Origin of the sequence: Corynebacterium sp. NPDC060344, assembly GCF_042725215.1 — a bacterium.
Taxonomy (GTDB): domain Bacteria; phylum Actinomycetota; class Actinomycetes; order Mycobacteriales; family Mycobacteriaceae; genus Corynebacterium.
In genome coordinates, this window is the sequence record NZ_JBHXCS010000003.1 from 182898 (window position 1) to 195616 (window position 12719).

At 72.5% G+C, this 12719-nt stretch carries 5 protein-coding genes and 1 tRNA gene; 4 read left to right on the forward strand and 2 right to left on the reverse strand.

Annotation, left to right across the window (positions count from 1 at the left end; translation table 11 throughout):
• Positions 1-86: 86 nt before the first annotated feature.
• Complete coding sequence (locus tag ACFWGD_RS05790) at positions 87-464, reverse strand: DUF3817 domain-containing protein (RefSeq protein ID WP_377777759.1); 378 nt, start codon at positions 462-464, stop codon at positions 87-89.
• A gap of 35 nt (positions 465-499) precedes the next feature.
• Positions 500-883 (reverse strand): hypothetical protein, encoded by a 384-nt coding sequence (locus ACFWGD_RS05795; protein ID WP_377777648.1) that lies wholly within the window; start codon positions 881-883, stop codon positions 500-502.
• An 84-nt stretch (positions 884-967) separates the two neighbouring features.
• Here ACFWGD_RS05795 and ACFWGD_RS05800 point away from each other — a divergent pair.
• The 4 genes from ACFWGD_RS05800 (at position 968) to ACFWGD_RS05815 (ending at position 12608) form a co-directional block, all read left to right on the forward strand.
• A tRNA-Leu gene (locus ACFWGD_RS05800) sits at positions 968-1049 on the forward strand.
• Between the two features lie 79 nt (positions 1050-1128).
• The gene (locus ACFWGD_RS05805) at positions 1129-1338 is read left to right on the forward strand and encodes a hypothetical protein (protein ID WP_377777649.1); all 210 of its coding nucleotides are present in this window, start codon (positions 1129-1131) and stop codon (positions 1336-1338) included.
• A 258-nt stretch (positions 1339-1596) separates the two neighbouring features.
• Positions 1597-2595 (forward strand): DUF559 domain-containing protein, encoded by a 999-nt coding sequence (locus ACFWGD_RS05810; protein WP_377777650.1) that lies wholly within the window; start codon positions 1597-1599, stop codon positions 2593-2595.
• Between the two features lie 776 nt (positions 2596-3371).
• Positions 3372-12608 carry a fatty acid synthase subunit beta domain-containing protein gene (locus ACFWGD_RS05815; RefSeq protein ID WP_377777760.1) on the forward strand — a complete coding sequence of 3079 codons (9237 nt, stop codon included), beginning with the start codon at positions 3372-3374 and terminating at the stop codon, positions 12606-12608.
• Positions 12609-12719 lie beyond the last annotated feature (111 nt).

Sequence of the window (12719 nt, forward strand, 5' to 3'; positions counted from 1 at the left end):
GTTGCAGCCCGCCCCTGCACCAACGACACCGCGCCCCGCGTTCCAGGTGATGGAATGCGGGGCGCGGGGCGTCGTAAAGCAGTGTTCTAATCCAAGTTGAACGTCGCCTTCACCTCGTCGCGGCGCTTGCGCTCCACGATGAAGGACAGCAGCGGCACGACGCCGCCCAGCGCCGTGATGATCCACTTCGCCGGCGTCCACCGGGCCTTCGTGCCCAAGTTCACGATCGCGATGAGGAACGCCATGTACGCGAACCCGTGCACCTGCGCCACGAAGAAGAACCAGCCCGGGGCCTCCTGGCCCTCCGGCATGATCACGTACTTGTAGACCATCTCCGCCACCAGCACCAACAACATCACGCCCGTGATGTAGGCGGTGATGGAAAAAGCGGTCAGCGCGGTCTTGACGCGCTTCTGCCGGTTCGGGTGGATCGCGCGGCCATCGGTGGCGGGCGCGGTCTCCATGGCGGACCTGCCCTGGCGGGCCTGGTTCGGGTCGGTCACTTCTTCTCCTCGTCGACGTCCGCGCCGGGGCGCGTGGGCAGGAAGTCCTCGGGGATCTCCGTCATGTCGCCGCCGCGGTGCTCGACGCCGGCTTCCTCGTTGCCCTGGAACTTCTCCCGCTCATACTGCATGTACTTGCGGTACGCCCAGATGAAGAAAATGCCGAACGCCGGCCACTGCAGCGCATAGCCCAGGTTCTGGAAGGAGCTGGTGGAGCTCCAGCGGCTGAGCTGCCAATAGGCCAGCGCGAGCGTCGCGATGACCGCCGCGGCCAGGAAAATCAGCTGGATCACGCGGGTGCGCCGCTTGAACGGGCCGTGCGCGTTTCCGTGCTCGCGACCGTCGGGGTGCGGCTGGGACTTCTGCCTGGTGGATGACACGCCCACCACCCTAACCGGTTACCATTGTCGAAGCCCGCGTCGCCCCGCGGAAATCCCCCTCGGGGGATCGGGGCAGGTGGGCGGGCGCCCGTGGCGGAATTGGCAGACGCGCAGGATTTAGGTTCCTGTGCCCGAGGGCGTGGGGGTTCAAGTCCCCCCGGGCGCACTTATTCGGGCGGGGCCCGGGACCGGTCGCGGGGCCGGGCCCGGGCTTTTTCGCTTGGCGACGGCTATCGTGCACCCCCATGAGCATCTCCATGCACATCGACGAATACATGGCCCGCCGAGGGATCACGCCGGACGACACCGTCGTGGTCGATGACCCCTGCGCCGTGTTCGACGGCGCGGTGGAGAAGGCCGAGGGGCTCGGGGACGGCGGGGTTGGCGGCGACGCCGGGGAGGCGCGGGCCAAGCTCGACGAGGCCGCCGCGACCGTCCGGGACCTGCTCGGCTGATCTACCTGAGCGGCGGTTGCGGGGGCGTGGACGTCGTCAAGCAATCGTTGGTGCCAAGGAGATGCCATCGATTTCTGCGACCTGGGTGGATGCGGTTGGCGACGTGGCGTTGGCATCTCCTCGGCACGAGACGTGGGGAGGGGCGGGTCTGTTCGACATGCGCGAGCGCGGACGGCGTGGGACGGTAACGCCATGGGGGACGAATCGGGGGATTCGCGGCGCGTGGACGTGCGTCGGCGAACAGGTGGACGCAATGGGATGGCCGGCGGCGGCCGGGCAACGCTGCCACTGCGCAAGGGCGGGCTTCGCGACGGCACGTCGATGGCGGAAATCGGCGATATCAGGCGGCGCAGCGACCTCATCGCAGATGGGCTGACCCGCCACGAGATCACCCGCGCCGAATCCGAAGGCTGGTTGCTGCGCGAAGGGCGCTCGGCGTACCGGTTCGCCGTCACCGGCCTGCGGCTGCGGATGGAGCTGGTGATCGCGCGAGCGCCGGACGCGGTGTTCTCCCACCGCATCGCCGCCTTCGAGCATCGCCTGTTGCGGAATCCGCCCGCCCGGCTCGACGCCATCGTCCCGCGGAAACGCGGGACGGTCGCCGGTGCCCACGTGTGGCGGCGCGATGCGGTGCAGGCGATCCGCGTGCGCGGTATGCGGGTGACGTCGGTGGCGCAGACGCTCGCCGACATGGCTGATGAATGGGGATTCGAGGTGACCGCGCGGATCCTCGACGATCGGTTCCCCACGCCGGAATCCAGGGTGGGGGTGCTCCGTGATTTCGGGGAGCTGCCGGCGGCGAAACAGACGAAGCTCGGGCCGATCCTCCGGTGGGCGCCGGTGGGGCGCCGGTCGAAGGCGGAGGGTCGAATTGCCCGTGCGCTGCAGCTGCGCGGGTACGACGTCGCGCTCAACGTGAAGATCGGGCCTTATTCATGGGACATCGTGCACGAGGGCGCGCGGCTGATCATTGAGTACGATTCGCGCCTCCATCACGACAATTCGCAGGCGTTCCGCACTGATCGCGCGCGGCAGAACAACCTCATCCGCCGCGGCTACCGGATCCTCCGCTACATCGACGACGACGTCGAGTTGGGGTTCGACCGCTTCATCGACGAGATCTGCTCGACCATCGATTGGTTGCTCGGGCAGCCATTGCGGACGAGCGAGTGGGACGAGACCTACTGCGAGGACCTCTACATCGACCGCCAGATCTTCTGGGAGCAGCGCAATCAGGCTGCATGGCCCCATTGGTGACCGCGGGGGGAGACGAGGTGGGTGAAGGCGTCGAGTTTCGGCGAGGCGCGCTCCGGGCTCGTGCCGAGGAAATGCCATCGGTTTTCGCGACCTGGGCGTATGCGGTTGTCGACGCCGCGTTGGTATCTCCTGGGCACGGGCGGGGCTGGGGTGTGCGGGGATTGTGTGGGGAGTGCTTTGCGACGGGCCGATGCGGGCAATGAGGGGCCGGGGCGCGCGGGTGGCGTTATGGGGTCGTTATGGGGTCGCGATGGTGCCGTGACCCTGGTGGGGTTCGTGGCGGGTTCGTGGCGGGAACGGGACGCTGCCGGGGCGGGGCGGCGCCGGTGGGAGAGTGACCTTGATCACGTCTGACGCCGGGAATGCGGCACCGCGAGGGTTTCGGCGCGGGGTCGAGTGAGGGGCGGTGCGGGCGGTGGGGGAGTTTCTTCACCGGGCAAACATGCACGTCGTAACGCGTAACTTGGCCAGGTTTACGCCGTTGTTCCGCATCTTTGCACGGATTCGCGACTGTTATGGAGAGGGCTGTAAACCTGGGCGGCATCGTCGTAAAGCCATAAACATGAGGGAACCTTCACGAATCTTGTGGCATATTTGTCGGGCGAACCAACTTCGCGGGCATTCGCATGTCAATGCCCGCGGATCCCAAGTCTGAACAAGGAGCCCACCGCGTGACCCCCAACCAGAAGCCGGAGCACCGCACCGCAGCGGACGCGTTGTCCATCTTCCGCTCGCGCCCCACCGCCGACGACACGTCGCGCCGCGTCGAGCCCACGCTGTCCCAGCGGCTCACGGAGGGCGAGAAGTTCGCCCTCAGCTTCTCCGGGCAGGGCTACCCCTGGCTCGAGACCCTCACCACCTGCGTCGCCGCCGGCGTCGACGGCCGCGTCCGCGAGCTCGTCGCCGCCGCCGAGGAGCGCCTCGCGCCCGTCGCCGACCGCCTCGCCGGCCAGCGCCCCGACGGCTTCACCCCCTTCGACTGGGCCGAGAAGGCCGGCGCCGCCCAGGCCGCCGAGGCCAGCCCCGCCGCCGACGCCGACGCGCTCGACGCCGACGCCGACAAGAAGGCCAAGAAGGCCCCGGTCTCCGTCGCCGGGCTGCCCGACCTCAACGCGCCGGCCATCTCCGTGCCGGGCATCCTCATCGCGCAGATCGCCGTGCTCGACCTGCTCGCCGCCCAGGGCGTCGACGTGTCCGCCAACGTCGCGGCCATCGGCCACTCCCAGGGCGTCCTCGGCGTCGCCGCCGTGCAGAACCCCGACCGCGCCGCCGACGTCGTCGCGCTCGCCGAGATCATCGGCGTCGCCGTCGCCCGCCAGGGCCGCGTCACCGGCATGACCGCCCGCTCCGAGGCGGGCTCCGGCTCCGGCTCGTCCGTCGCCGGCTCCTCCTACCCGATGATGGTCGTCGCCGGCGTGCGCCCCGACCTGGTCACCCCGCACCTGGCCGGCGACGCCGTCGTGGGCCTGCGCAACGGCCGCACCATGTGCATCGTCGTGGGCACCCCCGCCGACCTGCGCGCCACCGAGGTCAACCTCGAGCGCGCCGCCAAGAAGGACGCCGCCGAGCTGACCGCGAAGCTGCGCGGCGGCGCCCCGTTCGCCCCGAGCTGCTCCCCGCTGCAGGTCGGCGCCGGCTTCCACCACCCGGACATGGCCGCCGGCGTCGAGGAAGCCGTCGAGCTGGCCTCCGCCATCGGCATTGACGAGGCCTTCGCCCGCCCGATCGCCGAGCACGTGCTCGTCGGAGCCATCGACTGGCCCGCCGACGTCGCCTCCGCCGTCGACGCCGGCGCGGATTGGATCCTCGAGGTCGGCCCGGGCACCGGCGTCGCCCCGCTGACCCGCGCGCTCGTCGCCGGCACCGGCGTCGGCGTCGTCGCGGTGGCCGTCGACCAGGGCCAGGCCGAGCTGTTCGAGCCCGGCACCGCCCCGGCCGCGCCGCAGTCCTGGGACGCCCACGCCCCGCGCCTGGTCACCCGCGACGGCCGCGCCCGCGTCGAGACCAAGTTCACCGAGGCCACCGGCCGTTCGCCGATCCTGCTCGGCGGCATGACCCCGACCACCGTCGACCCGGCCATCGTCGCCGCGGCGGCCAATGCCGGCTTCTGGGCCGAGCTCGCCGGCGGCGGCCAGGTCACCCCGGAGATCTTCAACGACAACGTCTCCCGCCTGCACGACCTCCTCGACGAGGGCGCGTCGGCGCAGTTCAACACGATGTTCCTCGACCCGTACCTGTGGGGCATGCACATCGGATCGCGCCGCCTGGTGCAGCGCGCCGTGGCCGCGGGCCGCCCGATCGACGGCGTGACCGTTTCCGCGGGCATCCCCGAGGTCGACGAGGCCGTGTCGCTGGTCCGCGAGCTGCGCGCCGGCGGCATCCCGCACGTGTCCTTCAAGCCGGGCACCGTCAAGCAGATCAAGTCCGTCCTGGCCATCGCCGACGCGCTGGCCGCCGACGACGAGCTTGCCGACGTCCCCGTCATCATCCAGGTCGAGGGCGGCCGCGCCGGCGGCCACCACTCGTGGGAGGAGCTCGACGACCTCCTGACCGCCACCTACGCCGACATCCGCGCGCGCGACAACGCCGTGCTGGCCGTCGGCGGCGGCATCGGCCGCCCGGAGCAGGCCGCCGAGTACCTGCTGGGCCGCTGGTCCGAGAAGCACGGTTACCCGGCCATGCCGGTCGACGCGATCATCATCGGCACTGCCGCGATGGCCGCGAAGGAGTCCACCGCGTCCTCGGGCGTGAAGAAGATGCTGGTGGACACCAAGGGCACCGACGCCTGGGTGCGCGCCGGCGGCGCCGAGGAGGGCATGGCCTCCGGCCGCTCGCAGCTGGGCGCCGACATCCACGAGATCGACAACGCCGCCGCCCGCGCGGGCCGCCTGCTCGACGAGGTCGCCAACGACGCCGACGCCGTCGCCGCCCGCCGCGACGAGATCATCGCCGCGATCGACGGCACGGCCAAGCCGTACTTCGGCGACGTCGCGGACATGACGTACCGCGAGGTCCTGGACCGCTACCTCGAGCTGGCCGCGCCGGAGGGCGAGTTCCTCGACCCGTCGTGGGCCGCCCGCTTCGACGTCATCCTCGACCGCTTCGAGGCCCGCCTGGCCGACGCCGATTCCGGCGAGTTCGACTCCGTCCGCACCGGCGCCTCCGCCGACGCCAAGTCCGGCTCCGCCAAGTCCGGCTCCGCCACCGTCGCGCTGCTCGCCGAGGCCTACGACCTCGACGCGCGCCTCCACCCGTCCGACGCCGAGCACTTCCTCTCCGAGGCGTGCCGCACGCCGGGCAAGCCGGTCAACTTCGTGCCGGTCATCGACGCCGAGGTCCGCCGCTGGTGGCGCTCGGATTCGCTGTGGCAGGCCCACGACGAGCGCTACGACGCCGACGGCGTCTGCATCATCCCGGGCACCGCCGCGGTGGCGGGCATCACCGCCGCCGACGTGCCGGTCGCAGAGATCCTCGGTTCCTTCGAGGAGGCCGCCGCCGACGAGCTGGCCGCCGCCGATGCCGATTCCACCCAGGCCGCTGACGCCCCGGCCGCCCCGGTCGCGCGCGTGCTGGCCAACCCGATCATCCGCTGGGCGGGCCGCCAGCAGGCGAACCCGGCCCTGCAGCTGGGCGCCCGCTCCACGTGGCTGCTTGACGACGACTCCTCCTCCGCCACCCAGCCCGACACCGGCGCGACCCTGTCCGCCGAGGGCGACGGCGCCGCCGTGCTCACCGTCCCGCTGGAGGGCTCCGGCGGCGACCACGAGCTGACCCTGCGCTTCGACGCGTCGGGCCCGGCCGGCACCGTGCCGGTCATCTCCGTCGACGACGCCGCGGCGTCCATGCGCGCACTGACCGCCATCGCGGCCGGCGGCACGCTGCCGGAGATCACCGGCGGCATCGCCGAGTGGGAGTCCGTCTGGACCACCTCCGCGGCCGCCGACCACGGCGCCGTCACCGGCTCCAACTCCCGCACCGCCCCGGACGCCCTGGTGGGCCACGCGTGGCCGGCGATCTTCGCCGCCGTGGCCGACGCCACCACCGAGTCCGGCGTCCCGGTCGTCGAGGGCATGCTGGCCCTGGTCCACCTGGAGCACCACGTCCGCCTGGTCACCGCCGCCGAGTCCGCCAACGCCGAGGCCGCCGGCCCGTCGCTGCTGGCCGACGGCACCCGCCTGGCCATCACGGCGCACGCCGACGATGTCGCCGACACCGAGATGGGCCGCGTCGTCGTGGTCCGCGCCGAGATCCGCGACGCCGATGCCGATGCGGGGGAGGACGGCGAGGGCAACCTCGTCGCCACGCTCTCCGAGCGCTTCGCCATCCGCGGCCGCAACGGCGACACCCCGGCGCAGGTCAACACCGTGCCGCTGCCGACGGTCACCGACACCCCGCGCAGCCACCGCGCCACCGTCACGGTGACCGCGCCGCGCACCCTGGTGCCCTTCGCCACCGTCTCCGGCGACCGCAACCCGATCCACGTCGACGACCGCGCCGCGATGCTCGCGGGCCTGCCGGGCGTCATCGTCCACGGCATGTGGCTGTCCGCCGCCGCCGAGCACGCCGCCATCGCGGGCTCCTCGGCCGGCCTCGGCGACCGCATCACCGAGTTCACCTCCACCATGCTGTCCCCGGTCCTGCCGGGCCAGGAGGTCACCTTCACCGTCGAGCGCCGCGGCGTCGACTCCCGCCCGGGCAACGGCGAGGTCCGCGACGTCATGGCCACCGTCGACGGCGAGCCGGTGCTCTCCGCCACGGCCGTCATCGCCGCGCCGACCACCTTCTACGCCTTCCCCGGCCAGGGCATCCAGTCCAAGGGCATGGGCCTGGCGGCGCGCTCCAACTCCGCCGCCGCCCGCGCCGTGTGGGACGAGGCCGACGCCGTCACCCGCGAGAAGCTCGGCTTCTCCGTGCTGGCGATCGTCCGCGACAACCCGACCGAGGTCACCGTCAACGGCCGCCGCTTCCACCACCCGGAGGGCGTGCTCAACCTGACGCAGTTCACGCAGGTTTCCATGGCGACGCTGGGCCTGGCCCAGGCCGCCGAGCTGCGCGAGGCCGGCGTCCTCGACGAGGACGCCTACTTCGCCGGCCACTCCGTCGGCGAGTACAACGCGCTGGCCGCCTTCGCCGGCGTGCTCGACGCCGCCGCCGTGCTCGAGGTCGTCTACCACCGCGGCCTGACCATGCACTCGCTGGTCCCGCGCGACGCCAACGGCCGCTCCAACTACGGCTTGGCGGCCCTGCGCCCCGACAAGTGCGGCGTGAAGGAATCCGACGTCGAGGAGTTCGTGGCCGGCGTCGCAAAGCAGTCCGGTGAGTTCCTCGAGGTCGTCAACCACAACCTCGCCGGCAAGCAGTACGCCGTGGCCGGCACCGTCGCCGGGCTCAAGGCTCTGCAGGCCGCCGCCAACGAGGCCGCGCCGGACGGCAAGGCCTACGTGCGCATCCCGGGCATCGACGTGCCGTTCCACTCGGCCGTCCTGCGCGACGGCGTCGACGAGTTCCGCGGCCACCTGGACCGCCTGCTTCCCGACGAGGTGGACCCGGAGGCCCTCGTCGGCCGCTACATCCCGAACCTGACCGCCACCCAGTTCGCGCTGACCGAGCAGTTCGTCCGCGAAATGGCGGAGGTCGCGGAGTCGACGGTCCTCGACGGCATCCTCGCCGACTTCGGCGCCGCCGCCGCGAAGCCGGGCCGCCTGGCCCGCACCCTGCTCGTCGAGCTGCTGGCCTGGCAGTTCTGCTCGCCGGTGCGCTGGATCGAGACGCAGGACCTGGTCCTGGGCGCCCTCGGCGTCTCCCGCGTCATCGAGGTCGGCGTGGGCACCGCCCCGACCATCGCCAACCTCGCCGCCCGCACCGCCGCGCTGCCGCGCCACGCCGACCGCGACGTCACCGTGTGGAACGTCGAGCGCGACCGCGACCTGGTGTTCGCCCGCGACGAGGTGCGCCCCGAGGCCGATGAGGCCGAGGCCGACGCTGGCTCGGATGGCGCCGACGCCGGCGCGGCCGTGGAGGAGACCTCCGTGCCGGCCGAGCCGCTGCAGAAGCCGACCGAGGCCGCCGCGGCCCCGGCGCCGGTGGCCACCTCCGCCGAGCGCCCCGCCGACATCACGGTCACCCCGGCCGATGCCGTCGAGCTGCTCATCGCGCTGTGGACCAAGGTCCGCCCGGATCAGATCGGCGCCGCCGACTCTATCGAGACCCTCGTCGACGGCGTGAGCTCCCGCCGCAACCAGCTGCTGCTGGACCTCGGCGCCGAGTTCGGCCTGGGCGCCATCGACGGCGCCGCCGACGCCGACATGCCCTCGCTGAAGGACAAGATCGGCGGCATGGTCCGCGGCTGGAACCCGTGGGGCCCCGTCCTCGGAGAGGCGCTGGCCGATGGCCTGCGCCGCGTCACCGGCCCCGCCGGCGCCCGCGCCAACCACGTCGCCGACCGCGTCCGCGACACCTGGCAGCTCGGCGACGGCTGGGTCGAGGCCACCGTGGCCGAGGTCGTCCTCGGCTCCCGCGACGGCGCATCCCTGCGCGGCGGCGACCTGGGCCACCTGGCCCCGAACCCGCCGTCGTCGTCCAACGAGCTCAACCAGCTCATCGACTCCGCGGTGCAGGCCGTCGGCGCCAAGCGCGGCGTCACCGTGACCATGCCCGCCACCGGCGGCGGCGCGGGCGGGGTCGTCGACTCCGCGGCTCTCGGCGCCTTCGCTGAGCAGGTCACCGGCACCGGCGGCGTGCTCGCCGTGGCCGCGCGCACCATCCTCGAGCAGCTGGGCCACGAGCTCACCGGCGCCGTCGACTTCGAGGCCGACGACGCCGACGACAAGCTGCTGGACCTGGTCACCGCCGAGCTCGGCTCCGACTGGCCGCGCCTGGTCGCCCCGTCCTTCGACGCCGACCGCGCCGTGCTCATCGACGACCGCTGGGCCACCTCCCGCGAGGACCTGGCCCGCATGTGGGCCGCGACCTCGGAGGACGACCTGGCCGCCGCCACGCCGACGGCGATCTCCGCCTCCGCCGCGAAGCAGGCCGAGTTCTGGGCCGGCCGCGCCACCGCCGCCGGCCGCACCACCCTGGCCGCCGCGTACTCCGAGTTGGCCAAGACCGCGACGAAGCCGGGCGAGGGCGCCCGCGCCTCCGACGTCGCCGTGGTCACCGGCGGCTCGCCGGGCTCCATCGCCGCGGCCGTCATCGGCGGCCTGCTCGCCGACGGCGCCACCGTGGTCGCCACCACGTCGTCGCTCAACCCGGGCCGGCTGGCGTTCTACAAGGAGCTCTACCGCACCAGCGCCATCGACGGCGCGGCCCTGTGGGTCGTCCCGGCGAACCTGACCAGCTACCAGGACCTTGACGCGGTCATCGACTGGGTCGGCAACGAGCAGACCGCCACCGTCGGCGGCGGCTCCGTGGTCACCAAGCCGGCCATGTCGCCGACGCTGCTGTTCCCGTTCGCCGCCCCGCGCGTCATGGGCTCCCTGGCCGACGCCGGCCCGGCCGCCGAAATGCAGATGCGCCTGCTGCTGTGGTCGGTCGAGCGCCTCGTCGCCGGCCTGTCGCAGATCGGCGCCGACACCGACGTCGCCCACCGCCTGCACGTGGTCCTGCCGGGCTCGCCCAACCGCGGCCGCTTCGGCGGCGACGGCGCCTACGGCGAGTCGAAGGCCGCGCTCGACGCGGTCGTCACCCGCTGGAACGCCGAAGAGGTCTGGGGCTCCCGCACCTCCCTGGTCCACGCCCACATCGGCTGGGTCCGCGGCACCGGCCTCATGGGCGGCAACGACCCGCTGGTCGACGCCGTCGAGGCCAAGGGCGTGCGCACCTACGCCACCGAGGAAATGGCCGACCTCCTGCTGGAGCAGGCCACCCCGGAGGCCCGCGCCAAGGCCGTCGAATCCCCGATCACCGTCGACCTGACCGGTGGACTGGGCGATGTCGACCTCAACATGTCCAAGCTCGCCGAAGAGGCCATGGCCGCCGCCGACAAGGACGGCGAAGGCGAGGACGGTGGCGTCGTCAAGCCGCGCGCCATCCGCGCCCTGCCGGGCCTGCGCAAGCCGCTGGACCGCACCGCCCCGGACTTCGGCGGCGTGAAGGTCGCGCCCGAGGACATGATCGTCATCGTCGGCGCCGGCGAGCTCGGCCCCTACGGCTCCTCGCGCACCCGCTTCGAGGCGGAGCTCGGCGAGATCTCCGGCGCCGGCATCGTCGAGCTGGCCTGGACCATGGGACTGATCAGCCACGACGGCGGCTGGCTCGACGCCGACGGCCAGCCCATCGACGAAGAGGACATCGTCGAGCACTACCGCGACGAGGTCACCGCCCGCGTCGGCGTCCGCCGCTACGGCGACGACGGCGACCTGGTCGACAACACCATGACCGAGCTGACCACCGTCTACCTCGAGCGCGACCTGTCCTTCCCGGTCCGCGACAAGGCCGCCGCGGTCACCTTCGTCGAGTCCGACCCGGAGAACACCACCGCGCGCCCGGACGAGGAGTCCGGCGAGTGGATCGTCACCCGACTGGCCGGCACCGCCGTCCAGGTGCCGCGCCGGATGGCCATGTCCCGCTACGTCGGCGGCCAGATCCCGGAGGGCTTCGACCCCGCCGTGTACGGCATCCCCGCGGAGATGTGCGAGAACCTCGACCGCGTTTCCCTGTGGAACATCGTCTGCACCGTCGACGCGTTCCTTTCCTCCGGCTTCACGCCGGCGGAGCTGCTCGGCGCCGTCCACCCGGGCCTCGTGTCCTCCACCCAGGGCACCGGCATCGGCGCGATGGAATCCCTGCGCAGCCTGTACATCGACGGCATCCTCGGCCTGCCGCGCGCCAGCGACGTCCTGCAGGAGGCCCTGCCCAACGTCATCGCCGCGCACGTCATGCAGTCCTACGTCGGCGGCTACGGCCAGATGGTCCACCCGGTCGCGGCCTGCGCCACCGCCGCGGTGTCCGTCGAGGAAGGCCTGGACAAGATCCAGCTGGGCAAGGCCGACTTCGTGGTCGCCGGCGGTTTCGACGACCTGTCCACCGAGGGCATCACCGGCTTCGGTGACATGAACGCCACCGCCGACTCCGCCACGATGGACGCCAAGGGCATCGACCGCCGCTTCTTCTCGCGGCCGAACGACCGTCGCCGCGGCGGCTTCGTCGAGTCCCAGGGCGGCGGCACCGTGCTGCTGGCCCGTGGCTCGGTCGCCCGCGACCTCGGCCTGCCGGTGCTCGGCGTGGTGGCCTTCGCGGAGTCCTTCGCCGACGGCGCGCACACCTCCATCCCGGCCCCGGGCCTGGGTGCGCTGGGTGCGGCGCGCGGCGGCACCAGCTCGCGCCTGGCGCGCGCGCTGGCCAAGCACGGTGTCGCGGCGGATGAGGTGTCCATCCTGTCCAAGCACGACACCTCCACCAACGCCAACGACCCGAACGAGTCGGAGCTTCACGAGCGCGTCGCCGATGCGCTGGGCCGCGACGAGTCGAACCCGCTGTTCGTGGTGTCGCAGAAGTCGCTGACCGGCCACGCGAAGGGCGGCGCGGCGGCGTTCCAGATGATCGGCCTGACCCAGGTGCTGCGCTCCGGCGTGCTCCCGGCGAACCGGTCGCTGGACTGCGTCGATCCGGAGCTGGCCAAGCACGGCCGTCTGGTGTGGCCGACGAAGCCGATCGAGATGGGCGGCGCGCTGCCCATGAAGGCGGGCTTCGTCACCTCTCTGGGCTTCGGCCACGTGTCGGCGCTGGTCGCGATCGTGCACCCGGAGGCGTTCCACGCTTCCGTGGCCGCCGAGAACGGCGAGGATGCGGCCGCCGCCTGGCGCACCGCCGCCGATGAGCGCGAGGCCGCGGGCCTGCGCCGCATCGACGAGGCGATCTACGGCGGCGAGGGCCTCTACGAGCGTCCCGAGGGCCGTCGCCTGGGCGATGGCGGCGAGTACCGCGACACCGCGACGCTCGAGAAGGCGGTCATCCTGAACCCGGATGCGCGCCTGGTCGATGGAGTGCTTGACGACGACCCGGCCTCCTAACACCCCGCCCGGGCCGCGCCAGCGCCGTCCGGGTGGAGCCGCGTGAGCCGCGGCGGTGATCCCGATGGGGTCGCCGCCGCGGCTTTCGCGTCGCCGGGAGAGCCGGGGCTT